Raw genomic sequence first — 24,456 nt, forward strand, 5'->3', positions numbered from 1 at the left:
CAATTCAGACGGATCGAGTGGCTGGAACTCCGTCACCGCATCTATAAGACCGTGCCGATGCCGTCGTTTACCTCGCCTTTTCGTCTGCGCCAGGGATGAGCGACTCGAACGCGCGCGTTTCGGTCTCCGCCGCGCGGACTGATTCGGCGATCAAGGAAAATGGAATCACGAGTATGCTGGCAACGCACTGGTTTCCGCAGGAGGGAAGTTTACCGCTACCTACTACGACTGGGGTGTGGATGATGAGCGTTGCATCGGGCACCGTGGAAAAGCTGGGGGCTACGGCATCGGCGACCGTCCATGTGGTCGAGGCGGCCGGTGGAGCCGCGGTCGGCGCGGTTACCGGTGCAGCGCGCGGCACGGTCGAGGGCGCTGTCTCCGGCGCTCGTAGTGGGATCGACGTATCGACCGCGACTGTGCTCGGCGTCGTTGTGGCGGGTGTGACGGGGCTGGTCGAATGGCCAGTGGCGGTGGCAGCGAGCGGGATCGCAGGTGCGGCCTACTTGCTGCGGCACACAAGAGCCGAATCCGGCAAGCAAGCCGCTGCCAAGAAGCCACAGCCGCGGCGGCGTACAGGTACTCGGCCCAAGAAGACCGCCACCGCTTCTGCGCGGGCGCGAACCCGCGCGAAGTGATGGGGTCTCTGCAGGGCTTGGCCACTGCGCCGATCCGGCTGCCCCTGGCGGCGACGGCGGCCACGCTGGGATTGCTCCGGCGCCCGGTCGCCGTGGCAGCGCGGCTGACGAACCCAGCAGTCGCCGAAATGGCCGCCGAACTCACCGAGGGCATCGGCCGGGAACTGAGCGCCCTTGTGGATCCGCGGCGGATGCGGAGGCAGCGGCGGATCACGGTGCATGCCAACCGTATTCACGCCGAAGTTCGCGGGTTGCAGTCGGCACAGAACGCTCGGGTGGCCGAGTTGGTGCGCAAGCACCTCGAGCAGGAACCGGAAGTGCGCTGGTTCCACGTCAATGCCACCACTGGACGGGTCACGGTGACCGCGAACCCGCAACGCCTGTCTGCGGCACAGCTGGAAACGATCCTGGAACGTGTCGAAGATCTTGCCGGAACCAGTGACACCCCTTGGAACCGCCGGTTCGAGCACCCCTCCGATCGGGAGCCGGTACTGACCTCGGCGCTGCAGCTGGCCGGCGATGTCATCGGCATCGGTGCGGCCGTCACCGGGCGAGTGCTCCCCATGCCTCCGCCAGCCCAAGTACTCCGGGGCGCGGTGGCATTGGTGGACGGACAGCCGCGGTTGCGCGGCGCCTTGGAAGCTCAGCTCGGCCGCCACCGCGCCGACACTGTGATCGTGGTCGGAAACGCCCTGAGCCAGGCCCTGGACTCGGAAGTGACCGGTCTGTGTGCCGATGCGATGCAGCGGGCGGTGCGGCTGGTCGAGGCCACCGCTCGCTTCGCGCAGTGGCGGCGCTGGGAACAGCTGATCGCCGACCCGGACCTGCCCGACGTAGACGAATACGACCCACCCGAACCGCGGCCGGCACCGCTGCCGCATGGACCGATCGAGCACTGCACCAGCCAGGTCAGCAGCGCAGCAGCACTGGCCTCGGCTGCGACACTGACCGGCGGCCGCGACGTCGCCGATGCCGCCGACGCCGTGGCCGCGGGCGTGCCGAAGGCGGCTCGAGCCGGTCGCGAGACCTTCGCCGGTGCCCTGTCGACCCTCATGGCCGCGCGCGGAGTGCTGACCCTCGACCCGCTCATGTGGCGCCGCCTGGACCGGGTAACCGCAGTGGTCATCGACCGGGACGCCCTGCGCGGTCAGCAGGCCGTAGTGCTCGACGCCGAATCCCATCACGACAGCTGGCCAGTCGAACACGTATGGAGCGCCGCCCAACGTCTGCTGTGGCGCAACGGTGAGAAACTGCCCATCCCGCCACCACCTCGGCACCAGCGGGAGAATCTGCACCTGGGCGTTGCTGCCGACGACGACCCGCAAGCACCGGCGACCGACACCGATCCCGGCCCCCGAGATGATTTCGGTGGCCCGCGCTGGTACCTGCTGCATGAGGACCGACGTGTGGTCGGGCGGGTGCTGATCGGTAACGAGCCACATCCAGGTGCGGCCGGACTTTTGGCCACCGCCCGACAGGCCGGCCTGCGGGTGGTACTTATCGGCGACGAGGGCACCGGCGAATTACGGCGCAGTGCAGACGAATTCGTGCGCGCAGGCGGGTCGGTGTCCGAGCTGGTACAGCGACTGCAGCAGCAAGGACATGTAGTGGCGGCAGTGAGCACCGACGCACATCGCGCTCTAGGTGCCGCCGATCTGGGAATCGGTATCGCCACCCTGAGCCCCGGCACCCCGGCGCGGATCCCGTGGCAGGCCGATGTGTTGTGCCCGGATCTGAGTTCGGTACAGCAGATAATCGCCGCCGCCGGTCCAGCACGCCACGTCAGTGAGCGCGGCCGGGTCCTGACGCTGTCGGCGGCCACACTCAGCGGTCTGCTGCTCGCCTCCGGTCCCGCTGAGGCCAGAGCAATGCGCGCCACCAGCCCGGTCGCGGCGGCCACCTTGATGGGGTGGGCCACCGGTCTGAACTCCGCGCGCCGGGCCGCCCGCGTGGCCGGACCGGCCGAGGTGCGGCTGGTGCCGTGGCATGCGCTGGAACCGGACGAGGTGCTGGCCCGACTGCCTGCCCCGCACCGGCCGCCACCGCTGCCTCGCTCGCACGTCACCACCGCCGCCAGCCGCATTTCACAGCGATTGGCCACGCCCGCAAAGACTCTCGCCGATCTGGTCACAGACGTGCGCCGCGAGCTGGCCGATCCGATGACACCGCTGCTTGGTGTCGGCGCGGTCGCCTCCGCGCTGCTGGGCTCGCCCACCGACGCGGTGCTGGTCGGCATGGTGCTGGGGCTCAACGCCACAGCCTCGGCCCTGCAGCGCCGCCGCGCCCGACTGTCGCTGCACAAACTGCTGCTCGGCGAGCGCTTGACCGCTCGACGACTCACCGAAGACGGCGAAATCGAAACTCCCGCAGACGATCTGCTACCCGGCGATGTGATCGCGCTCGCCACCGGCGAGGTAGTCCCAGCCGATGCGCGGCTGCTGGAAACCGATGGGCTGGAGGTGGACGAGTCCGGGCTCACCGGCGAATCGGTGACCGTGGAAAAGCAAACCCCCGCCACACCCGGCGCCGCGCTGGCAGAGCGCACCAGCATGGTGTTCGAGGGCAGCATCGTGGTCACCGGCGAGGCGCGCGCGGTGGTGGTCGCGGTCGGAAACGGAACCGAGGCCGGCCGTGCCCTCGCCGCCGCCGGGCGACCGCCCACCGGCGGCGTGCAGGAGCAGCTGCACAGCCTGACCGGACGAGTGCTGCCGTTCACCCTCGGCGGCGGAACCGCTGTCACCGTCACCAGTTTCCTGCGTGGACTAGCGCTGCGCCCGGCCCTGGCCGACGGTCTCGCCGTCGCCGTCGCCGCCGTCCCCGAGGGGTTACCACTGGTGGCGACGGTCGCCCAACTGGCCGCCACCCGCCGCCTGTCCCGACACGGCGTGCTGGTCCGCTCCAGCCGCACCATCGAGGCACTCGGCCGCATCGACACTATGTGCTTCGACAAGACCGGCACCCTCACCGAGGGCCAGTTACGGCTCGTCGCGCTTGCCGACCTCGACCACCAGTGGGACAGCGACCATTTCGCGAGCACACCAGGGTCGCGGGTGCTGTTGCGCGCCGCCGCCCGCGCCTGCCCCGACCCCGAAGACACCCCACTGGTACACGCCACCGACCAAGCCGTCGTGGAGGCAGCACACACCCACCTGGGCCAAAGACCACCCCACACCTGGGATCCCATCGAGGAGGTGCCGTTCGAGAGCTTCCGCGGCTACTCCGCGACAGTCGGCAACACCGGCCGCCACATCCGGCTGGCCGTCAAAGGCGCCCCGGAAGTGCTCCTGCCGCATTGTGACCAGATACTGCGCATCGATGACGAAGACCGCCATCAGATTTCACCGTTCACACCCGAGTGCCGAAGCCACGCGGAGACAGCGGTGCGGCGACTGGCCGCCCAAGGGCTGCGGGTCCTGGTGGTCGCGCGCCGCGATTTCGCCGCGGCCCCCGACGACGTCACCGAAGAGATCGAGCAACTCACCCTCCTCGGCTTCCTCGGCATCGCCGACAGCCCCCGCCCACAGGCCCTGGAACTGCTCGCCGAATTGGCCCGCAACGACATCAGCGTGCGGATGATCACCGGCGATCACCCCATCACCGCACGCGCGGTCGCCCAACAACTCAACATCCGCGCCGACACTGTGGCCACCGGCGCCGACCTGGACGCACTCGACGAGGACGGCCAAGCCGAACTGATCGAGCAGGCAACGGTTTTCGCGCGGGTATCACCCGAACACAAAGTACGCATCGTCTCCGCGCTCCAGCGGCGCGGGCACACAGTGGCGATGGCAGGCGACGGCAGCAACGACGCGGCCGCCATCCGCACCGCCGACGTCGGGATCGGGCTGGCCGCCAGAGGATCGGTCTCCGCCCGCGAGGCCGCTGACCTGATCCTCACCGAGGGCGTCGACCTCACTGTCCTGCAGGAGGCACTGGCAGAGGGCCGCGGCATGTGGCAGCGGGTACGCGACGCGATCGGCGTGCTGGTCGGGGGCAACGCTGGTGAGGTGGCGTTCACTGTCCTTGGCACACTACTGTCCGGTCGAGCCCCGATAGGCACCCGCCAATTCCTGGTGGTCAACCTGCTCACCGACCTCGGTCCGGCAATGGCGATCACCCTGGCAGACACCCGGCCCGCCGATGACACCGACACGGCCGATACGACACTCGGACCACCACCCGGCATCGGCACCGACTTCCTGCAAGCCGTCGCCGTACGCGGCACCTGCACCACCGTCGGCGCCGGCGCGGCCTGGCTGCTCGGCCGCGCCACCGGCCGCCGCCGCCGCGCGGAAACCATGGCACTGGCCGCCCTGGTCGGCACACAGCTCGGCCAGACCCTGGTGATCGGCCGGCACAGCCCCCTGGTCTGGACCACCGTGGCGGGCAGCTCCGCACTCCTCGCCACCATCATCATGACCCCCGGAGTGAACCGGTTCTTCGGTTGCGTACCCCTCGGGCCGATAGCCTGGTCGATCGTGATCGGCTGCGCCGCAACCGGCACCACCGCCGCGCTCATCGCCGGCCGCGCACTATCCCAACCCCTTCCGCGATCAGACCAGAGCACGTGACACCGAGCCGTACATTCCAACTGCGCCAGCCGATTCAGAATGGCGGGATTTGAAGCTTTACTGACGCAGCAGCATAAAGCGTCGAGACACACGGCGTTGAGGCTGCTCAGCAGTAGCTGCATGGCTCCCGGTAGCGCCGCTTCAACGTACCCTCATACCGATTGCAGGATGGTCGCCGTAGCGCGGGCATGCTGTGTTCGGCCGGCCTTGTGCGGACAGCTCAGGAGCGGTGGCGCTCGGGTTCCGGGCCGAGTGAGCGGATGGCGAAGTCGATTGCGGCGATCAGTCGAGCGGGTTCGTGGCGGGCACGTTCCCTGACTCGCAACCCCAGAACCGTGGTGAAAAGGGATTCGACTGCCGCGGCGATATCGAGATCGGCCGGCAGCTCACCTGTGGCGTGGCCACGGCGCAACACCGTTTCGAGCGTGTCGCGGGTGACGTCGAAAGCGGCCTCGATTCGTTCCTGCACGGCATTGTCGGTGGTACCGAGTTCGGTCGCGGTGTTGACCACGAAGCACCCGTCGGCGACATCGTCGTGCGGCGCGGTGATCATCCAGATCATCCAGTCCCGCAACGCTTCCCGGCACGAACCCGGCGCTTCGAGGCGGCGTTTGGCTTCGGCCGAGTCGTGCGCGCGGTAGTGATCCAGCGCCCGCAGGAACAGGGTGTGCTTGTCGGTGAACGTCCGGTACAGGCTGCTCGGCTTGAGATCCAGCTCTTCCCCTAGGTCACGCACCGAGGTGGCGTGGTAGCCGCGCCGCCGGAACAACGCGGTCGCCTTGGCGACCACCTCCTGCTCGTCGAACTCCCGCGGACGTGCCACAGCGCTAACCTACCACAGTTGTGGAGCGATCGTTACCGTACTACTCTGCTTCATATTGGAACGATCGCTACCAAATTGAGGAGTGGTTTTGACCACGACGCAACACCCAACCAATCCCGTTGTCCTGCAAACGAATCGCTGGCCTGCCGTGTCCGCAGTGGCGGTCGGGACGTTTTTGCTGGTGACGGCCGAACAGCTACCGATCGGACTGCTGTCTGCGGTCGGCCCGGCGCTGCAGGTCTCCGAGGGCACGGCCGGTGCGATGGTGACCGGAGCCAGTATCGTGGCCGCCCTCGCGGCGCCGGTGATTCCGCTGATCATCGGTCGACTCGATCGACGGGTGCTGCTCGTCGTGCTGATGGGACTCATGACCGCCGCCAACGCGATCTCCGCGGTGGCACCCAACTTCGGAATACTGCTGCTCTCCCGAGTGCTGGTCGGCATCGCCATCGGCGGGTTCTGGGCAGTCGCCGCGGGCCTGGCCGTGCGGCTGGTGACCGAGAAGGCCGTGCCGAAAGCCACCGCACTCATCTTCGGCGGGGTCGGGGCCGCGAACGTGCTCGGCGTCTCACTCGGGACGGCACTCGGCGAATTCGCGGGCTGGCGTATCGCATTCGCGGCGCTGAGCATTCTGGCTCTGGTGGTGTCCCTCGTCCTGGCCGCCATCCTGCCACCCCTGGTCGCTACGCAACCGGTCGGACTGCGCCAACTCGCCGACCAACTCCGCAACCCCGGCGCACGAGCCGGCATCCTGGCCACATTTCTTCTCGTGACCGGGCACTTCGCCGCCTACACCTTCGTCGGGCCGATCCTGCAACAGCTGTCCGGAATCGATGCCGCGTTCGTCGGCCCCCTGCTGCTGGGATTCGGCGCGGCGGGCATCGTCGGAAACTTCCTCGCGGGCGCGGCCCTCGCACGCGCCCTGCACCGAGCCGTGCTCGGCATCGCCACCAGCCTGACCGTGCTGGTGCTGGTCTACCCGCTGCTCGGGCACGGCCCGATCGGCGCAGTGATACTGCTGATCGGATGGGGCCTGTTCTTCGGCGGCGTGTCGGTCAGCCTGCAGACATGGATGATCACGGCAGCTCCCAAGGCGGTGGAAGCAGCCTCTGCCCTGTGGGTCGCGGTGTTCAACCTGGCGATCGGGCTCGGCGCACTGACCGGCGGAGCGGTCGTCGACGCCGTCTCACTGCCCGCAGTTCTGGTATTCGCCGGTGTGCTGCTGGCCTTGGCCACACTCGCTGTCTGGTCCGGCCGTGGCCCCCTCGCGAGTGCCGCGAAAACCCGGGACTCGCACCCGACAACCCTGCCCTGACCGACTACTGGAACACCCGGCGGCGCAAAGGAATACGGTTGCCCATCGACAGCACCCGGCTACGGCTGCTGCAAGCCCAGCAAGGTCGCTGCGCATGATGCAGCCAGCTACTCCTGCACGCCGACCACCCGCCACGGGCTTGCTCGAGCCGGATGCATAGCAATGTGCACGTCCGGTTCTGAGGGGGCCGGGCGCAGCAAAGCACCCGGCCTACCCGGCAATTCCGGGCGATTGCCGGAGTGTGGACACGATCTCGGCTACACCGATGACTTTCGGGTGAATCTGTCGTCGATACCTCTGGGTGTACCGACAGACAGGAGTCCAGGGCATGACGAGACCGTTTCGATCGGGCACGACCTCGGTGCGGGCCAACGGTGTGGATCTGGGCATCGAGAGCTTCGGCCGCGCGGACGATCCGCTGGTCCTGCTGGTCGGCGGCACAACGATGTTGTCCTGGCCCGACGCGCTGTGCGAGCGACTCGCCTCGGGCGGGCGGCGCGTGGTCCGCTACGACCTACGCGACTCCGGCGCGTCGACGACCCTCGACCCGGACAACCCGGCCTACGACCTGCGCGATCTCGCCGCCGACGCGGGCCGCGCTGGTCGAGGTGCTCGGTGCCGGGACCGCCCATCTCGGTGGAGTCGGAGTCGGTGGGATGGTCGCTCAGGTCGCCGCGCTGGACCACCCGGACCTGTTCTGCGCACTGACCCTCGTCGGCACCCGGCCGGTCGCGCCGGGCCCGGTCGACGAGGACCTGCCCGACCACGACCCCGCGGTCATGGGCGCGCTGTTCTCCCGCCCGCTGCCGGACTGGACCGACCGAGACGCTGTCGCGGCGTTCGCCGCCGGGGGCGCCGAGCCGATGGGCAACGATCCGCAGCAGGCGCGGGCGACCGCGGCCCGGATGTGGGACCGGACGCCGTCGAGCGATCCCGCAGTGCACCAGGCGAACCAGCTCGGGATGGTTTTCTCCCGGATCGACTGCGCCCCGCGCTGGCGGGAGCGGCTCGGTGAGCTCGATATACCCACGCTCGTGGTGCACGGTCGCGCCGACCCGTTCTTCCCGGTCGGCAACGGCGAGCTCTCGCCGCCGAAATCCCCGGGGCACGACTACTCGTCCTCGACGACATGGGTACGGCCCTGCGCCACGCCGCGACCGACCAGGTCGCTGCCGCCATGCTCGCCCTGTAACCGCCCAGATGCGAGGCATCCCGAGCCGGGAACGCACCATAATGCCGCGACGCGCGCGGTTCCGAACAGCCAAGTGTCTCTGTGGCGCGCTGACCGACCGGCTGGCAAGGTCAACGGGCCGAACCACCGTACACCCGTCGACAGTGCGCCCTCACCGCCGATAACGGAGCGTTCGAAGTGCATCCGTCGGCAACCGCTGAGCTGCGATACTTCGTGCGGGGGAAAGGATTCCGATAGAGAAGGGAGTGCCGATGAGTGATGATCCAGCCAACGACGATGCCGAACCCGCAACCACCGCCGAATCGGAGGCATCCGAGGCAGCACCTCAGGAGCCCGAGCAGCGGACTCCGCCACCACGGGTCGGTGCTGTTCCGGACTCCGTCGTCTTCATTCAGCCGCCTCCGGTGACCTGACGACCCATTCGATCGCCCTAGCAGATCATCGGGCTGATCGAACGCTCATGCCGCTGCGCGACTGTTCGATACGCCGCAGTCGTTGGGCGAGAAGCGATCTCGCGAATACCCGCACGTGCCGACTACCAGTCTCGGTCGGCGCCGTGCACACCTCAGCCCGCTCGGCGGCCAGCGAGCCGACCCAACGCCGACGACGCACGTGTCGCCACGGCTACGCCTCGCATCAGCCGGCGGAAGGACTTGCTCGACGGACCGGGCAGCAGTCCGGCGAGCTGGACCGCGTCGATGAGGTCGTAGAGGGTCTCCCCCTCAGCCATCAGATTATCCGTGTTGAAGGTGTAGCGATCGACTGCGGTGCACTGCACGAACGCGCCGTTACCGGGAATCGAGATCGCCCTGTCGTCATAGGGGTGCAGCTTCAGCGGACCGACGAGGTGACCGGAACCGAAGTATCTGACCACCATTCGCACGGTGCCGTCGGGTGCGACGTCGACGTAGGACTGACCGGGGATCGGGTCGTATCGCCAGTCGGGGATGGCGTCGAAGAAGGCGAAGTTGTACTTCACGAATTCGTCGAGACCCACAATCGTCGCGCCCATGGTGGTGACGTCCTTGTAGCGGAGATCCTCGGCGTAGAGCTCGTGGTTGTAACTCATGTCCCGGGCCTGCCAGCTCCACCAGTACTTCTTGGCCCAGTCGAGTGTCCAGGCGATGTCGAGGCCGTGCTCGCGGTAGAAGGCGATCTTCTCCTCGTATTCGCCGAACCACGCCGAGGTCATGGCGGACAATTCGGACTCGTCGAGGACCCGCACCGGCTCGGCACGGTTGGTCAGGACGCGCGGGATGGGTTGGGCCAACCGCGGCCGAGCCAGCGCTTCTTGAAACTTGGCCTCGTTTAACATCGACTCTCCTGAAATCGGGAACCAACTGCTTCCAGATGCGATACTCGCTGTTATCGTGGTTTCGTGTCAAGGAGCTATGGCGGCAGATCTGCGGAGGATCGCACCGCCGGCCGCCGTTCTCGCCTGATCGACGCCGGAATGACGGTGGTCGGAACCCAGGGAGTTGCCGCCCTGGGCATGCGAGCGGTATGCCGCGAAGCCGGATTGAGCCAGAAGTTCTTCTACGAGAATTTCGTCGATACGGACGCTCTGCTCTACGCCGTCTATGGCGCCGCGCTGTCTCAATTGGAAGAGGCGGTGCGCCCGGCACTTCTCGCCGACAACCTGACCGGAATCATCGATGCCGCAGCCCAGCTGATGGAACGCGATCCGCGAATCTGCCGGATCCTGCTGATCGAGCCGATCGCCGATCAGCGCCTTCGGATGCACGTTCGGGCCCTCGCCCCGGCATTCGGCCCGCTTCTCCTGGGCGGGATCGTCACGGGCGACCCCGGCGATCCAAAGGTCCGGATGCGCTACTCCGCGCTGTCGGGTGCGATCATTTCGCTCTTCATCGAGTGGACCGAGGGCAATCTGGGCGACGATCGTGGTGCCTTCGTCGCACACGTCGCCTCGGTTGCCGAACGATTGACAGGCGTCACCCGCCCCTGCCCGATGTGACCCGACACCAGCACCCCAAGCATCGGAACCCAGTGGCGACTCGGCCCGATCCGGGCCACCATTGGCCCCACGCGTGACCAACATCGTTCGCGCACGGTATGAAGTCTGTCCGATGGCGGCCGTCCCAAGCCTGTTTCCCCGGCTCGTGTTCGGCGAGGTTCGGCGAAACGCTCTATGGCTGGCCCGACGCACCCACATTCGACGTGCTGATCCGCGATCTGCCTACTGGCTGAGCGGAAATGCCCGGCATGAATCACTTCGGTCGACAGACGCGGGCGATCACGCAATCGGCAGGCTGAACGTCCGAAGAGCGATAGCCGCCGGCTAGGGGCAGGCCGGTGATTGCTGTCCATCGGCGACGATCTGCGCACACACCCAGCCATCGTCCAGCCGCCACGCGTTGTCTATGGGGACGAGTGGGATGAGCATGGGGACGTTGCCATCCGAGCCGGTTGCGCTGGTGGTGGCGATCAGGCGACCGCGGCCTATGTCGGTAGTTCTGTCGACTGTCACCTCGATGGCGGCATGGGCGTAGGCGCGGGCCAGTTTCGTGACCAGATCCGGGTCTTTGTCGTCAGCCTCGATCCGTAAGGTCTTGGCGGAGGCGGGAATCGACGGGTTCAAGGCCTGCGCGAGTTCGGCGGTGAGCTCGGCTGGAGCGGGGATCGGTGGTTGAGCGGTTGGCCGGTTGTCGAGGCCTGCAATGGTGCCTGGATAGAGTTGGGCCACCAGGTCGGTCCAGAGGTAGCTCGCGTCGATGGGGAGCAAGGCGCGGTATGCGGGGGTGTACTGGTTCACGGCGACAGCGACGCTGACTTTGCGTTCAGGGAGGTACATCGTCATCGAGGTGTAGCCGAGAACCGCGCCGGAGTGGCCGACCCAGGAGCCCGCACTCATCAGACCGAGGCCGTAACCGTCGGTGAAAGTTGTTCGTGCCGTATCGGTTCGAGGTTCGAGGAATCGTCCCGCACCCAGTGCGGCGGCGTAGGTGGCGAGGTCGGGCACCGAGGCCACCAGCGAGCCCGCGGCTTCCCACAGGGTTGGTGGTGTGCGTGCTGTGACGTCGGTGCGGACGTATTTGTCGTAGGCGTAGCCCCGGCTATCGGGTGTCGGCGCAGTGGCGTCGCGAGGGTATCCGGTGTCGTGCAGCCCGTACTCGCCGACGAGGTCGTTGACAACCTCGCGCACCGGGCGGCCGGTCACCTTTTCGAGGATCAGGCCGAGCAGGAGGTACTCGGAATTCGAGTACGCGGTACGGGAATTGGGGGGTCCTGCCTTGTCCGGGTTGTCCCTGATGATGCGCAGGGCATCGCCAATGGACCACGCGTGATCCGGTGCCGCGGCGAGTAATTGGGGAACGAACTCGGGATTCGTGGCGAAATCGTAGACGCCACCTCGCATACCGAGCAGGTCGCGCACGGTGATGGTGTCGCCATTGGGGATAGCGTCGACGTACTTCCGGAGGGGGTCGTCGAGTGAGAGCTTCTGTGCGTCAGCGAGGCGGAGTACGGCGGTCGCGACGAACGTCTTGGTGATGCTGCCGACCCGGTAGCGGTCGCGCACTGCGGCTCGACGGCCGGTGGCGGTGTCCGCCACTCCGTACGCCTGGCTGTAGGTGCCGTGTTCGGGGTCGATGATCGATACCGCTGCGCCCGGAATCAGACCGGCGTCGATATGGGATTTCATGATTTCGTCGATCTGGCCGGCCAGGTCGGCGGGAAACGCCTGTGCCCGGCCGGAATCGGCGGTGGTACCGCAGCCGACAGTGAGCAACACGACGACTAGGGGCAATGCGAGCATCGCCGAGATTCGTCGCGACAGGACATAGTGCGACCCAGACATTGCGGAATCCCCTCCCCGCCGGGTCAATCCGGCGCCTGTTGCCGAGGCTAGCAGCGGTGATGCTAGACGGCACGCGGGATCCGCTGCGGCTCAGAACCTCCGCTCCGCGGCCCGTGATTGGCGAGGCTCGGGAACGCGCTCTATGATCGACGCGATGATGATTCCTTCTGATCGCAGATTGGGGGTCCCGTTCGTCCAAGGTGAGTGCTGATGCTCACTGCGAAGACGAATGCGGATGATTCCCGCCCTTCCTTCTGGCCGCGGGTGCGTGAGTTCGCCGTACCGCCCTCCATGATCGAGACCGCTACCGCTCGGCGTCGCGCCGGGGATTGGGCCGGGGCGTGTGCGGCCGCCGGTTTCGATGTCGATGTCGATTTACGTTCTGTGGCAAGGGCTTACGGCCGGGAGTTGATGGCCGAAATCCGGTCCGATCTCCGGCATTTGGCCCCGGATTTGCTGCGCTGGCACCTGCCGAGGGTTGCTCCGGATGGCTTGCTCCGGCCAGGATTGACGATCACGCTCGCTCGTTACCCTTGTGGCAGAGCCGGTTTCGCGCATCTGGTGGTCCGTACCTCGCCGGCTTGGGCGGATGCCGGACAGCGGGTCGGCCTCGCGCTGTGGGATGGGCCCCGTCTCCCAACCGGCTTGCATCCGCATCCCCGGCCGGACCGGCGTTTCCGGATGGACCTGCACCGCCACCTCTGGGATGCGCGCAGGGCCGATGAGCTGGGGGTACGGTGTGGAGCCGGACCGGGCGCCGACCGGTCGGTGCTGGACCCGGCTCTGCTGGAGATTGCACCGCCCGCTCGTGGCTACGCTGTTGATCACTGGGCGGCAGAGGCGCGAATCCTGCTCGATTCCGAAGGGCGGCAGGAGAATACGTTTCTGGTGCGGTTGGGTGCCCGGCAACGGGTGATTGCCGAACTCGGGCCTGGCGGCTTGCGGATCGCGGCGGCATATCCGGCCGGAGCTGTCTCCGCGCTTGCGGTGCTGCCCGACGCCGCGACCTGGCAACCACCCGACCTGGAATTGCTTCGCACCGGCGTGATCTCGCCCGCTCGGCTGCATCCGCTGGTCGCCGCGGCGCTGGTGCCGGACTATTCGCCGAGCGAATCCGTCTGGGGGCCAATCCAAGCGGAGCGAACACACCTGGTGGAATGCGGCGGCGAGCAACATCGAATCGGCTTGGTCGACGGTGCGCTGTCCGCGCTGGACCACGACCCGAGCGAGATCCGGCGCGAGGAACTCCTGGCCGCCTTGACCGGCACCCCGCTGCCCTGCCTGCAGGCCATCGATCAGGCACATCGCCAACCGGACTGCCTCACCGGCGTTCGCGAACGTCTCGCACACGGCGACGTCGACGGCGCAATCCGCGTCGTCGAAGGCCTGCTCGGTCCCGAAGCGATCCTGCGCGACGGCGCTCTCCGGGACGAACTTATAGCCACCGCGCAACAGCGAATCGCATACGGGCTCTACCGATCCGGCCTGTCCGAATCGCAACTCGTCCCCAACTACCCCGGCGCTCGCCGTCCACGAGATCGCCGCGCGCACCCGCGCAACGCGACGAGCTACTAACCCCCTGCCAAAGCAGCGCGCTCCGACGCGAGGCGACTGCTTCCCGATCTTGCGACCGCTGCGCACAGCCGCGGCACGACCGCCTGACGGCCGGCGACGGCGCGACTACTTCGCACCGTCGTATCCGTTAATCCTCCTACAACACAAGGTGATTCATATGTCTGCTGCTGTCACGACCGCCACTACTCATACCTCCCAGCTCGATATCGCCGCTGATCTGCTGACCCTGCTCGACGCGGCCACCACCGAACCGCGCCCCAACAACCAACTGGAGGCCCTCACCCTGGCGGTGGCCGCCGACCTGCCGGTGCTGCTGTGGGGTGAGCCGGGAATCGGCAAGACCGCGGCCCTGACACAGCTCGCCGAAACCTTGGATCTTCCGCTGACAACGGTGATCGCAAGCGTGCATGAGCCATCGGACTTTTCGGGTCTGCCGATCGTCGGCGACGACCCGGCCGAGCACGGTGTTCCGATGGCACCACCGGACTGGGCGGTGCGACTGGCCCGGGCGGGCCGGGGGTTGCTGTTCCTCGACGAGTTGTCCACCGCGCCGCCCGCCGTGCAGGCTGCCCTGCTGCGGCTCGTGCTGGAGCGGCGGGTCGGTTCACTGAAGCTGCCATCTGGCATCCGGATCGTGGCGGCAGCCAATCCGCGCTCGTCGGCGGCCGATGGGTGGGAGCTGAGCGCGCCGCTGGCCAATCGGTTCGTGCACCTGCAATGGGTGCACGATCACGATGTGGTCGTGCGGGGTCTCGGCGGCACCTGGCCGCGCGCGACACTGCCGCAGCTCGACCCGGAAAAGCTCACGGAGGCAGTGGCGTTCGCGCGTCGCGCGGTGTGCGTGCTGCTCGCGGCGCGCCCGAAGCTCGTGCATCAGATGCCGAGCAGTGAAGCGCGCCGAGGCGGCGCCTGGGCTTCGCCTCGCAGTTGGGAGATGGCGCTGCGACTGATCGCATTCGCCACCGCCGCAAGCTCTTCCAGAGATGTGCTGTCACTGTTGGTTCGGGGCGCGGTCGGGGATGGCCCGGGTTTCGAGCTGCTGACCAGCCTGGACCGGATGGACCTCCCGGACCCCGAGACGCTGCTGGCCGATCCGGCGGGCGCTGAGCTGCCCGAGCGCGGGGATCTGCGCCAAGCCGCTCTCGACGGCGTGGTCGCGGCGGTGCGTAAACGCCCGGAGCGATCACGCTGGGATGCGGCGTGGATGCTGCTGGTCAGGGCGATCGAAACCGGCGCACCGGATCTGGTGGTCGTCCCCGCGACCACGCTCGCCACACTGCGCCAGGAAAATTGGGAGGTGCCCGCGTCGATCGAGAAGCTGGCGGGCGTGGTGTCGGTGTCGCAGCGCGCGGATCGCGCCGCCGATCTCGTGCGGGCGGGCCGATGACGGTTCCGGCAGCGGTTCAGAGACTGGATCTGGAAAAGCTCTTCGCCGCCCGGCTGTACGCGGTCCGAGTCCGGCCTTACCTGGCGACCGCCCTTTTCGCTCTGCACATCGTCGAATCGCGCCGCGTCCCGACCATGAGTGTGGACCGGTACTGGCGCTGCTACGTTTCGCCCGCGTTCGTGGACCGTATGCCCGTCGAGGAATTGGCCGGGGTCTTGGTGCACGAGGTCTCGCATCTGCTGCGCGACCATCACGGCCGTGGTGAGCGCTTTGCCCGCGAGCACGAGCTGAGTGGCCCTGGGGAACGACTGCGCATGAATATCGCCGCAGATTTCGAGATCAACGACGACATCTTCGGCGACGGACTCCTCCGCCCGGAGGGCGCGATCCTGCCCGCCGACATCGACTTGCCCGCAGGCAAACTCATGGAGGAGTACCTGCGGGAGTTCCGGTTCGGAACATACACACCGGGCATGGCGTGGCTCGATTGCGGCAGCGGCGCCGACGGCCTGGAACGCGAGTGGGAGCTGGGGCCGCTTGGCGCGGACGGCCTCAGCGAACAGGAACGCGACGGCGTGCGCTTCCGGGTAGCGCAGGGCATCATCGGCCGCCCGGGCAACGTGCCCGAAGGATGGCGGCGCTGGGCGCAGGAAGCATTCCATCCACCGCAGCCGTGGCGCGACCTCCTCGGCGCGGCACTACGCGCGGCCGTCTCCGCGCCCGGGGTCGGCGAGGACTACACCTATGGCAGGCCCGCGCGCCGCGCGGCCGGTGTGCCCGGTGTCATCCTGCCGAGCCTGCGGCGCACGCCACCGCGCGTCAGCGTGATCATCGATACCTCCGGTTCGGTCAGTGACGCCGAACTCGGCAGCGCCCTACTCGAAGTGACCGCTATCTGCCGCGCGGCGGGCGGCCGCCGCGACCTGGTCACCGTGTTCTCGTGCGACGCGGCCGCGCGGGTCGCGCACCCGCTGTGCGCGGCCGAGGGCATACCGCTGGTGGGCGGTGGCGGAACCGACCTACGCACAGGCTTCGCCAAAGCCCTTCGCGCCCAACATCGCCCGGACGTCGTCGTGGTCCTCACCGACGGTCAGACGCCCTGGCCCGAGACCAAGCCGTGTTGCCGCACCGTCGTGGGCCTGTTCCGCCGGGCCCCGTCGTGGAGCGAACGCGATCCCGATTACGTTCCGGACAGACCACCGGCGTGGGCGCGAGTCGTCGAAATCGGCTAGCTGATCACGCGGCGCGGAGGTTCGGCTGCAGATACTCCGAAACTTCCGGAGCATCCCTTGATGGAAATCGCGCGGCTGTAACGTGCGTGATCCCTCATGTCGAGAGGTGAAGTCTGTTGTCGGTGAACCTGTTCTCGGCGTTCGATGTGGGATGGGCTCGGCGGCGCACACACAATGCCGCAAGCTTCATGGGCAGGTCCCGTGAGGGGCGGTCGAATGCTCTCACCACGAAGGCCCGATGCCGGAGATCAGCGTGTCGCATCCACCGGAATCACGCAATCGCCTGCGGCACTGGGCGAGACGACCGATAGTCGTTTCGAGTGCATCGTGCTGTCTGCATCTATGGACCCCTGCGACGGGAGAAGTGCTGTGACAAGTCTCGACAACGACCAGACCAGCCACCGCGACAAGCCGGAATCGCCCGGCGAACGACTCACCGACCTTCTTGCCGGGCCCCACGGCCTGGGCACCGAACTCGCCGCACGCTTCTCGACGATGACCCGCGCCGAGCCCGAACCGACGCCACCACCCACACCCGGCGCGATGCCGGCGCCCACACTGCCCAGCGCCGGCCTACGGCACCTGCCCGGCACGGGAACTCCCCTGGGCGAGAGCGCGTTTCGGATACCGTTGCGGCACGCGACGACCGAGAACGAACCCTATCGAGAACTTGCCTGGGGTGACGGTTCCGCGCCGCCACTGTACTGCCCGCCCGCCACCCGGATCGACGACGATCTCGCCGACCGGATCGACGATCGCCTCACCACATGGGCGGAGTCGATCGGGTTCACCGACGAGGAGCTCGACAAGCTGCGCCAGACCGGCTACGGACGGCTGGTCATGCTGACCCACACCGATTCCGACGACCCCGACCGACTGCTGGTCCCGGCCCAGATGAACACCGCCTGGTGGATGGCCGACGACTACTACGCCGACGATTCAGCGCTCGGCGCGGACCCGACCCGGCTGCCGCAACGACTCACCTTGGCGATGGCGGCCTTGGATCCGTTGCCCGACGCGGGCGAGTTCACCACACCGCTGCAGCAGGTGCTGCGCGAAGACAAGGTGCTGCGTGCGTTCGGATCCGCGATCGCGAATCTGCGCGCCCACGCAACCCCCGGGCAAGTGCAGCGCGCCTGCTACGCGACGTTCACGATGTTCGTGTCCTGGACCGCCTACGCCGCATGGCGGCACACCGGCGAATCACCTTCGGCATGGGAATATCTCGCCGCCCGCCAACACGACACCTTCTACACCTCGATGACCTTGATCGACCCCGTCGCCGGCTACGAGCTGCCCGCGAACCTCTTCTACGACGATCGGGTCCGGCAGGCCGTATTCCGCGCGGGTACCGCCGCCGTCCTGGTCAACGACCTGTTCTCGATCAAAAAGGATGCCGCCGACGAAGTACCCGTCAGCAACATGGTGCTGCAAATCGCCGCCGATCGCGGCTGCTCGCTGGCCGACGCGACCAAGGTCACCGTCGACCTGCACAACCAGATGGTGCACCAGTTCGAAGCCGACCATCACGCCCTGCGCGCCATCCCCTCCCCCGAGCTCCAACTATTCATGCGCGGCGTTCGCGATTGGATGGGCGGCTCCTTCGAATGGCACAACACCAACCCGCGCTACCGCTAGGTGGGTCGCGCCCTGGCGATAGCCTCCTGATATCGCCTGGGCAATACCAACTAACCCACCGTCCGCCATCGCCTCACTTCGAATGGCCCTGGCGCAATGGTTCGGGACACGCCCGAGCGGATCGGAAGGACTGTTCGTCCAGCAGGAGTGGGCCGACCTGTCGTCGGCAATCTGGTGCGTTGCATAGTCGCGCCGGAGGCGATACCGGTCAACCGATACCCGGACGGCCGCGACAGCACATTGGCGACTCTTATCCCGCCGGCGGAGGCATTGACCGGATCCCTCGGCGAACCAAACGAACGTCTCGACAACAGGGTTTCCGAGGTCATCGGGCGTGCCCGGTGGCCGCTCGGACTCGAGCGGGGATCAGCGCGGCGATCTCGGCGTGGCGCACCACCGCCACTTCACCAGGCGGATCGCCGACTCCGGTGGCGTGTGGCTGGGACTCGACGTCGGCGGGCACGATGCCGTACACATACACCGCTGTTGATTCGGCAGCCAATCACCGGTCCTCCCGCTTGGAGGGCCTGCGCACTGTCCGACGCTTTTCCTGCACGTCGCCGAGGAAGTCAGCGACCTTCTGACCAGCCGAGTCGAGTGCGCCCTGGGTCTTGTGCTTGGCCGCGCGTTCGGTGACGTCGCCGACTATATCGGTCAGGCCCTTCGGCTCGGAGGTCGAGATCTCGAGCCGGTTGACCGCTTCAGCGAAACGCAGATACGTGTCGACACTGGCCACCACGACCCGCGCGTCGACGGTCACCAGTTCGATACCGACCAGCGACACTCGGGCGAACGCGTCGATGACCAGGCCTTTGTCGAGGATGGTGTCTACGACATCAGCCAGGCTCGATGAGTTCGGCCGAGCCATCGTGCCGGTTCCGCCGCCGCCTGAGGGTTGGATTGTCATCTACTTGCTCCTTGGCTCACACGCGACCGGCGGCTCACCGGGGTCTTGGGCCGGGCGGCCGTTCGGCGGGAAGGCGGCTCTGGTCCTTCCGCCTCGCCTTCGTCCTGCTCGTCTACCTCGTCTTCCTCGGCCTCGCTCGTTTCTTCGTCGACGGACGCGTCGTCGTCGCCGCGGTCGTCTTCAGCGTGGGTTTGTTCCTTGCGCCGTGCGGTCTCGTCGTCTTCTACGACCTCGCTGTCGTGGATCTCGCCATGCCAGCCCACGATGTCGTCGCTGTGCAGCACCGACTCCGTCATGACATGACGCTGGAAGTGCTTGAGCTCGAGCCGACACCGGCGACCTGCCGCGCGCCACAGATTGGCGGTCTTCTCGAACACACCGTGCGGGTGATACTCGAGCACCACGAGGATTCGGGTGAGGTCCGATGTGATCTCGTGGAAGGTGACGGCACCGTCGATGTAGCCCTTGGCACCTTTGGAACGCCACACGATCCGCTCGAAGGGCACCTGGTCGATGATCGTGGACTCCCAGGTCCGTCTCGACCAGAACACTTTGCCGGTCCAGCTGAGCTTCTCGTCGGAGACCTGCTCGACCTGCTCGAGCTTCTTCGTGAATTTCGGGAAGTCCGCGAATTGGGTCCACTGGTCGTACGCCAAATCGATCGGCACACCCACATCGATGTGCTCGACGATATTGGTCAGCTTCAGCTTCTTCGCGCCACCCTTACCCTTCCCGCCGGTCAGCGACTCCTTGACGTTCTCGAAATTGTCCCGGACCGCGGCCCCGAGCTTGCCCATACCTCCGCTCAGTAGCGCTTGGAACGGCGAAGCACCACCGGCCAGCTTTTCCACACCGGTCACCGCGGCCAGCAGATTCCCGCCACCACCTTCGGCGTACTCGTTCAGCCGATCGGCGGTCTTCGATACCCGATTCGACAGTCCCGCCACCGCGCGGTCGGTCAGGGTCCCGGCGAGGTTCTGCACCGATTGCTGCAGCAAACCCGTCGGGGCAGTAGTTGTTTCGGCGGTCTTCCGTGCGCTCGCCCCGGCACGGCTCGCGGTTTCGGTGAGTCGGCCGACGGTGTGGGCGGTCACCTTGCCGAGTCCGTTGGTCTTCGACATCGATCTCACCTCCTCGTGCGGCGCACAGGCGCTTCGTCGGCATCGGCGCGGGCACGGCGGCGGACAGTCGAGGAGGCCGACTTACGATCCGCGGACTCGGACCGACGCTCCGCGGTTCGAGAGCTTGTTTTCCGCGTACGTGCGGCTCTTGGGCTGCCTGCCCGCGTCCGCGCGGCGGGTCGGCTCCTATGCTCGTCGTCCTCGTCGTGTTCTGTTCCGGAATCGCCTTCGCCCGCGAGATCTTCGTCCTCGTCGGCGGACGCTTCCCCGGCGCCTCGGAGGGTTTCGTCCTCGTCCTCGTCTTCGTCTGCGTACGAATCCGTTTCACGCTCCCTGTCGGCGAGAAGCGTCGAGCCCTGCTGTAGTCGGGTGTTGAGCGCATCGATACGGTTGCTCGTGGCAGTCACCGCGGCCGACCGGACCGCGCCCAGCAACTCGCTACGCACGGTGTCGGTGAGCTGCGTCAGCTCCGGCGACGATTTCAGCAACGACGTCCCGCGCTCCAGCAGTTCGGCGGGCGCTCCCGTATTCCGCCGTGCCATCGCCGCACCCGCCAGCGACAACGCGAATCGCATCTTCCGTGTGCGTCCCAGCAGGTAACCGATGCCCACCCCTATCGCAATTCTTGTGCCACCTTTCATGGCTTACTCCTTGCTTGCTCGACTGCCGCTGCACCGATACGGTTCCGGGTCGGTCGAGCGACGACACCCCGATGAGTGGGATAGGCCACATTTCGAATGGCCATACTCAGCGTATACCCGGCAACCATCCTCGCCGGACCCGCCAACACACCCCGCCAGCGCTGCTCGTTACTGCCCGCCCACCGACCTGTCCAGTGCGTCCCGCGCCTTTATCGGCGCGGGACGCACTGGCCACGCCTCAGTCGATTGCAAAGAGATCTGGTTGCGGCTGGTCGGCGGGCAGGATCCAGCCGCCCGTGGCCAGCAAGTCAGGGAACGGATAGTCCTCGGGCACGCCGACCGCGACGACATCGAGCCCGGTCTTATCCCTGTACGCAGCGATCACAGCCGACCACCCAGCATCCTCGACCGTCTCGATAATGGTGTGCCACCCACTGCGGAACTCGTCCTCGTAGGCGGCCACGAATATCCAGCCCAGCTGCGGCGTCGCACAGCGGATCTTGTCGTGCTCCTGCTGACTGGTTCTGTGGAGGCGCCCCGCCTCCCGCACCGCCATGTCGAACCGTTTCGGCATCCCGCCCTCCAGGAAGAGTGTCAGTCGACCACCAAGACGCTGGCGACCCAGGCTAAGTTCGCGACAGAACCAACCGGATGGTCTTGAACAAATCGTGACGAACCTGGAACGGACACCCACCTCACTGCAACGCACGCTCCAGAAAGCCCTGAGATCCCTAATCCGCAAGGTCCATCCGAACCCCGCGCTGCCGAACTGTTCGGCCTCGGTCCCGCTGGTGCGCGACTGCGTCACTGCCGCCGGTGTCATTGGGCGGCGCGACCTCGTCGAATTTCGCGGTGCAGTACCCCGACCGCATTTCGCATCTCATCACCATGGGCGCCCCGGCTCCGCCGCCCACTCTCTTCGGAGCCGGTGGCGGCCCGACCGAAGGGCTGAAGGTTCTGCAGCAGAGCTATCGCGACCCATCGCCTTCGCAGATGCGCAAGCTGGTGGAGATCATGACGTTCGACGCGAGTTTCGCGACCGACGAGCTGATCCAGCAGCCATGGCCCTGAACTGAATCACGGGGTCCCGAAACACAAACGTCCAACCACGCAAGGCAATCGCACCCCGATCGCGGCTGGATTCGAGTTTCCGCGGCGGCGATCGACATAGACTGACCCGTGATTGTGGTACGCAGATAAGCCAATGAGCAGGGTCCCAATTCATAAAAGCGATCGATCACAATTCTGCTGAGCGCATACGGGGCCACCCGGGCAGTAGCGACCGCGACCCGCAGAAGAGCTGGATATCCGACGTCCCGACCGAGGAGATGACATGCTCGACTGGAAAAGTGCGGTACCACGAGCGGCCACCGTGATTCGCGAGTCCTTGTTGCGGCCGGACCTTATTCGTTCGATACGGGCGGTGTCCCTCGGCCCGCTGCTGCCTTCCATCGACGGCATCGAGATCACGCAGTCGATCCAATTCTTCAGAGCCGACCAGCATCTCACCGACCCGTCGGACATAGGACCGGACAATTCTGCACGGCTTGTCGCGTCCAAACCCGCCTGGGTCCGGGTCTACGCGAATCCCGGACTTTTCATCGGCACGCGTCCGACCGGGCTCCTGGATGTCGAAACCTATGGCAATGATCTTCGCTTCCATCACACAGCCACGCTCTCGCCCCAGTTCCCTGGCTCGGTCGATGCTTCCGTCCGCGACTACCTGGCGCGGCGCAGCACAAGGACGAACACACTGAATTTCGTTATACCGGCAAACCAGTTTCACGGTCGGATGCGCTTGACCTGCACACTGACCGACCTCAGCGGCAACAGCTACGAAACCAAGACCCTTATCGTCCACGCAACGGTCCGTCAAACACTGCGGCTACGCGGAATTCTGGTGAGCTACCAGGGTCCGTCCTCCTCCTCGCCTTCGGCATCCACGCTCAACCTTGCAGCACCGACCATTGCCGACCTGCGCGTGACGGCCGCATTCGCGAGTCGTGCGTTGCCGGTCCGCAGCGATATGGACCTGGGTTTCGCCGGAACGATTCCATGGAACCTGCCACTCGACGATCCAAAGGGACCCACCAGCAAGTGCACGCCGAATTGGGATGCTCTGATGGTCGCCCTCCGAGAAGCTCGCCAAAACGACGGCAACCGGCCCGATGTCATCTATTACGGCTTGTTGCCGACAGGCACCCCGGATGGCAGTAGCCCGGGCAGCGCAGGTACCACGATCGGTTGCGGCGAAGTCGGGCTCGGCGCCAGTGTGGCGGGAAACCAGCCAACGCTGCTCCACGAGTTGGGACACGCACTCGGTTTCTCCAAGCACACATCGACCAGCGCGACCCCCCTCTCCACCGAAGACACGACATTCCCAGATTTCGAGCCGCACCCGGACGGCTCGATCGGGGAGTTCGGTCTGGACATAGCCGTGGGCGCGATTCTCCCGCCCCAAACGACATTCGACTTCATGGTGTCTGGAAGCAACAAGACGCGGTGGATGTCGCTGTTTCGGCACAAGGCGCTCATCGGACACCGACGCCTCGGACCGGAGGATCTCGATATCGACATCCCCGTGGAGTGGGATCCGCGGTGGCGGACCTACACCGATGCCGGATCCAACTCCGGTCGGAATGAATCGCAATACCGTCCGGTCATAGCGGTGACCGGGTTCGTCGACGGTGCCGGTCGGGTCGAAGTGCAGTCGGTTGCGCGGATCGCCGTCGCCAGCGGCCCCTCCGGCGAGCACACTACGCTGATCGCGCGTCTCGGTGGACGAGATGAAAAGACGCTGGCGCGAGCACGGCTGTACAAGTCGACTATCCAGAGCTGCGGCGCGGCGGACTGGGACGACTATTCGTCCGGACACTTCTTCGAGGCGTATCTGCCCGACGCAGAGCGCGGAGCAGAACTCCGCATCGAGGACACGGCGGGTGATCGACCCATCCTGTGGCAGCGAACGGCGCCGCAGCAGCCGCCGACGATCGAGCGATTCGAGGTGAAGGCCATCGGTAACAGCCTCGAAATGCACTGGCGTACCGACCGTACTCAGGAGGAGTTAACGGCCTGGCTGCAGTACTCCACCGATAACGGTTCGACCTGGGACGGGCTCGCGACGGGTATTACGGACGAGGATCCGGTCTTCGATGTCGCGTCCCTGGCGAGTGGTCGCGCCCTCATCCGCATCCTGGTGCACAACGGCTTCGATACGGTCGTCTCAGATCCGATCGAGGTCGAAGTCCCGCCGCGAACGCCCGAAATCGTCATCCTCTGGCCGGAACAGAACGGGACATTGGTCGCGGGCGGCCCGCTGCGAGTCCTGGCTTCGGCCGCCACCCCCAGCGGCAGGCCGCTCACCGACGCTGCCTACCACTGGGTGCTCGACGAGCAGAATCTCGGCGATGGCGAGGACGAATGGTTCGACGCACCCGCGCCGGGAGCCCACCGCCTCACCCTGTCCGTGCGGGCGGACGGGTTCGAGTCCGAACGGACGGTCAACTTCACCTGCATCCCCGATCCCCGCACCGAACCTCCGACCGCCCAGGATTGACCCGAGTCGCGGAATACCTTCGAAATCAGCTCCCGTACAGAACCGA

Annotated in this window: 20 protein-coding genes and 1 pseudogene; 14 read left to right on the forward strand and 7 right to left on the reverse strand. The window is 66.6% G+C overall.

Annotation, left to right across the window (positions count from 1 at the left end; translation table 11 throughout):
- The first annotated feature begins 239 nt into the window (after positions 1 to 239).
- Both ACQPYR_RS28210 and ACQPYR_RS28215 read left to right on the forward strand, forming a co-directional pair.
- Entirely contained in the window at positions 240 to 635 is a 396-nt protein-coding gene (locus tag ACQPYR_RS28210) for a hypothetical protein (RefSeq protein ID WP_433621970.1), read from the forward strand.
- On the forward strand, positions 635 to 5,206 hold the full coding sequence (locus ACQPYR_RS28215; protein WP_433621971.1) for an HAD-IC family P-type ATPase: 4,572 nt from the start codon (positions 635 to 637) through the stop codon (positions 5,204 to 5,206). The genes ACQPYR_RS28210 and ACQPYR_RS28215 overlap by 1 nt, the downstream gene beginning before the upstream one ends.
- Before the next feature lie 220 nt (positions 5,207 to 5,426).
- Here the strand turns inward: ACQPYR_RS28215 and ACQPYR_RS28220 are convergent, their stop codons facing one another.
- Positions 5,427 to 6,029 (reverse strand): TetR/AcrR family transcriptional regulator, encoded by a 603-nt coding sequence (locus tag ACQPYR_RS28220; protein WP_433621972.1) that lies wholly within the window; start codon positions 6,027 to 6,029, stop codon positions 5,427 to 5,429.
- A gap of 88 nt (positions 6,030 to 6,117) precedes the next feature.
- On the opposite strand from ACQPYR_RS28220, the gene ACQPYR_RS28225 reads away from it, so the two are divergent.
- From ACQPYR_RS28225 to ACQPYR_RS28235, 3 genes and pseudogenes are all read left to right on the forward strand, one after another.
- Positions 6,118 to 7,344 carry an MFS transporter gene (locus ACQPYR_RS28225; RefSeq protein ID WP_433621973.1) on the forward strand — a complete coding sequence of 409 codons (1,227 nt, stop codon included), beginning with the start codon at positions 6,118 to 6,120 and terminating at the stop codon, positions 7,342 to 7,344.
- Positions 7,345 to 7,672: 328 nt separating this feature from the next.
- A pseudogene (locus ACQPYR_RS28230) lies at positions 7,673 to 8,536 on the forward strand (alpha/beta fold hydrolase).
- Positions 8,537 to 8,787: 251 nt separating this feature from the next.
- Positions 8,788 to 8,949: a hypothetical protein gene (locus ACQPYR_RS28235; protein ID WP_433621974.1), complete on the forward strand. Its 162-nt coding sequence runs from the start codon at positions 8,788 to 8,790 to the stop codon at positions 8,947 to 8,949.
- A 152-nt stretch (positions 8,950 to 9,101) separates the two neighbouring features.
- Here the strand turns inward: ACQPYR_RS28235 and ACQPYR_RS28240 are convergent, their stop codons facing one another.
- Positions 9,102 to 9,851, reverse strand: coding sequence for a nuclear transport factor 2 family protein (locus tag ACQPYR_RS28240; RefSeq protein ID WP_433621975.1), 750 nt, complete (start codon positions 9,849 to 9,851; stop codon positions 9,102 to 9,104).
- Positions 9,852 to 9,914: 63 nt separating this feature from the next.
- On the opposite strand from ACQPYR_RS28240, the gene ACQPYR_RS28245 reads away from it, so the two are divergent.
- A complete protein-coding gene (locus ACQPYR_RS28245; protein WP_433621976.1) occupies positions 9,915 to 10,511 on the forward strand; it encodes a TetR/AcrR family transcriptional regulator in 597 nt (198 codons plus the stop codon).
- A 324-nt stretch (positions 10,512 to 10,835) separates the two neighbouring features.
- Here ACQPYR_RS28245 and ACQPYR_RS28250 read toward each other — a convergent pair whose 3' ends face one another.
- The gene (locus ACQPYR_RS28250; RefSeq protein ID WP_433621977.1) at positions 10,836 to 12,353 is read right to left on the reverse strand and encodes a serine hydrolase domain-containing protein; all 1,518 of its coding nucleotides are present in this window, start codon (positions 12,351 to 12,353) and stop codon (positions 10,836 to 10,838) included.
- A gap of 210 nt (positions 12,354 to 12,563) precedes the next feature.
- Between ACQPYR_RS28250 and ACQPYR_RS28255 the strand changes: the two genes are divergently transcribed.
- The 4 genes from ACQPYR_RS28255 (at position 12,564) to ACQPYR_RS28270 (ending at position 18,185) form a co-directional block, all read left to right on the forward strand.
- Positions 12,564 to 13,928 (forward strand): hypothetical protein, encoded by a 1,365-nt coding sequence (locus ACQPYR_RS28255; RefSeq protein ID WP_433621978.1) that lies wholly within the window; start codon positions 12,564 to 12,566, stop codon positions 13,926 to 13,928.
- 157 nt (positions 13,929 to 14,085) lie between these two features.
- Complete coding sequence (locus ACQPYR_RS28260; RefSeq protein ID WP_433621979.1) at positions 14,086 to 15,315, forward strand: AAA family ATPase; 1,230 nt, start codon at positions 14,086 to 14,088, stop codon at positions 15,313 to 15,315.
- A complete protein-coding gene (locus tag ACQPYR_RS28265) occupies positions 15,312 to 16,547 on the forward strand; it encodes a vWA domain-containing protein (protein WP_433621980.1) in 1,236 nt (411 codons plus the stop codon). The genes ACQPYR_RS28260 and ACQPYR_RS28265 overlap by 4 nt, the downstream gene beginning before the upstream one ends.
- 369 nt (positions 16,548 to 16,916) lie before the next feature.
- Positions 16,917 to 18,185, forward strand: coding sequence for a family 2 encapsulin nanocompartment cargo protein terpene cyclase (locus ACQPYR_RS28270; protein ID WP_433621981.1), 1,269 nt, complete (start codon positions 16,917 to 16,919; stop codon positions 18,183 to 18,185).
- A 325-nt stretch (positions 18,186 to 18,510) separates the two neighbouring features.
- Here the strand turns inward: ACQPYR_RS28270 and ACQPYR_RS28275 are convergent, their stop codons facing one another.
- From ACQPYR_RS28275 to ACQPYR_RS28285, 3 genes are read right to left on the reverse strand one after another with little or no spacing between them, the layout of a single operon-like run.
- Positions 18,511 to 18,687: a hypothetical protein gene (locus ACQPYR_RS28275; RefSeq protein WP_433621982.1), complete on the reverse strand. Its 177-nt coding sequence runs from the start codon at positions 18,685 to 18,687 to the stop codon at positions 18,511 to 18,513.
- Positions 18,688 to 19,092 (reverse strand): gas vesicle protein GvpJ, encoded by a 405-nt coding sequence (gene gvpJ, locus ACQPYR_RS28280; RefSeq protein ID WP_433621983.1) that lies wholly within the window; start codon positions 19,090 to 19,092, stop codon positions 18,688 to 18,690.
- Positions 19,089 to 20,213, reverse strand: coding sequence for an SRPBCC family protein (locus tag ACQPYR_RS28285; protein ID WP_433621984.1), 1,125 nt, complete (start codon positions 20,211 to 20,213; stop codon positions 19,089 to 19,091). The genes gvpJ and ACQPYR_RS28285 overlap by 4 nt, the downstream gene beginning before the upstream one ends.
- 188 nt (positions 20,214 to 20,401) lie before the next feature.
- Here ACQPYR_RS28285 and ACQPYR_RS28290 point away from each other — a divergent pair, with 188 nt between their 5' ends.
- Both ACQPYR_RS28290 and ACQPYR_RS28295 read left to right on the forward strand, forming a co-directional pair.
- Positions 20,402 to 20,578 carry a hypothetical protein gene (locus tag ACQPYR_RS28290; RefSeq protein ID WP_433621985.1) on the forward strand — a complete coding sequence of 59 codons (177 nt, stop codon included), beginning with the start codon at positions 20,402 to 20,404 and terminating at the stop codon, positions 20,576 to 20,578.
- 7 nt (positions 20,579 to 20,585) lie between these two features.
- Positions 20,586 to 20,813: a hypothetical protein gene (locus ACQPYR_RS28295; protein ID WP_433621986.1), complete on the forward strand. Its 228-nt coding sequence runs from the start codon at positions 20,586 to 20,588 to the stop codon at positions 20,811 to 20,813.
- Positions 20,814 to 21,092: 279 nt separating this feature from the next.
- On the opposite strand, the gene ACQPYR_RS28300 is transcribed toward ACQPYR_RS28295, so the two are convergent.
- Positions 21,093 to 21,428 (reverse strand): hypothetical protein, encoded by a 336-nt coding sequence (locus ACQPYR_RS28300; protein ID WP_433621987.1) that lies wholly within the window; start codon positions 21,426 to 21,428, stop codon positions 21,093 to 21,095.
- A gap of 278 nt (positions 21,429 to 21,706) precedes the next feature.
- Between ACQPYR_RS28300 and ACQPYR_RS28305 the strand changes: the two genes are divergently transcribed.
- A complete protein-coding gene (locus ACQPYR_RS28305) occupies positions 21,707 to 21,925 on the forward strand; it encodes a hypothetical protein (protein WP_433621988.1) in 219 nt (72 codons plus the stop codon).
- A gap of 262 nt (positions 21,926 to 22,187) precedes the next feature.
- Positions 22,188 to 24,410, forward strand: a complete 2,223-nt coding sequence (locus ACQPYR_RS28310; RefSeq protein ID WP_433635439.1) for a hypothetical protein — start codon at positions 22,188 to 22,190, stop codon at positions 24,408 to 24,410.
- The last annotated feature ends 46 nt before the right edge of the window (positions 24,411 to 24,456 follow it).

The sequence above is a fragment of the Nocardia sp. CA-120079 genome (genome assembly GCF_050955745.1).
Classification (GTDB): domain Bacteria; phylum Actinomycetota; class Actinomycetes; order Mycobacteriales; family Mycobacteriaceae; genus Nocardia.